The organism is Aliivibrio sp. SR45-2, from assembly GCF_963890165.1.
GTDB lineage: Bacteria > Pseudomonadota > Gammaproteobacteria > Enterobacterales > Vibrionaceae > Aliivibrio > Aliivibrio salmonicida.
On the sequence record NZ_CAWPRC010000071.1, the window covers coordinates 1 to 1070 of the forward strand.

Here is a 1070-nt window from a genome sequence, read left to right on the forward strand (position 1 = left end):
TTTACGGTGGCGTAGCTAAAGATTTCGCATCAATCGATAACGCTCCTGAAGAGCGCGAGCGTGGTATCACAATCTCAACTTCTCACGTTGAGTACGATACTCCTGCACGTCACTATGCACACGTTGACTGTCCTGGACACGCCGATTATGTTAAAAACATGATCACTGGTGCTGCTCAAATGGATGGTGGTATCCTAGTTGTTGCTGCAACTGATGGTCCTATGCCACAAACACGTGAGCACATCCTACTTGGTCGTCAAGTTGGTATTCCTTTCATCGTTGTGTTCATGAACAAATGTGACATGGTTGATGATGAAGAACTTCTTGAGCTAGTAGAAATGGAAGTTCGTGAACTTCTTTCTGAATACGATTACCCAGGTGATGATTTACCAGTAATCCAAGGTTCAGCTCTTGGCGCTCTAAACGGCGAAAAACAATGGGAAGATAAAATCATTGAGCTTGCAGAAGCTCTAGATACATATATTCCTCTTCCTGAGCGTGCTGTTGACATGCCTTTCCTACTTCCTATTGAAGATGTATTCTCAATTCAAGGTCGTGGTACTGTTGTTACTGGTCGTATCGAACGTGGTATTCTACGTGTAGGCGACGAAGTAGAAATCATTGGTATCAAAGAAACTACAGTTTCTACATGTACTGGTGTTGAAATGTTCCGTAAACTGCTTGACGAAGGTCGTGCTGGTGAGAACGTTGGTGCACTTCTACGTGGTACTAAGCGTGATGACGTTGAACGTGGCCAAGTACTTGCTGCTAAAGGTTCAATCAACCCACACACTAAATTTGAGTCAGAAGTATACGTTCTTTCTAAAGATGAAGGCGGCCGTCATACTCCTTTCTTCAAAGGCTACCGTCCACAGTTCTACTTCCGTACAACGGATGTAACTGGTGATATCACACTTCCTGAAGGTGTTGAAATGGTAATGCCTGGTGATAACGTTCAAATGACGGTTGAGCTAATTGCTCCAATCGCAATGGACGAAGGTCTACGCTTCGCAATCCGTGAAGGTGGCCGTACAGTTGGTGCTGGTGTTGTTGCTAAAATCTTCGCTTAA

Annotated in this window: 1 protein-coding gene; it reads left to right on the forward strand. The window is 44.3% G+C overall.

The window, feature by feature from the left end:
• Positions 1 to 1070, forward strand: a 1070-nt coding sequence (gene tuf, locus AACV33_RS03370; protein ID WP_182700735.1) for an elongation factor Tu, incomplete at its 5' end; no start/stop codon positions are given.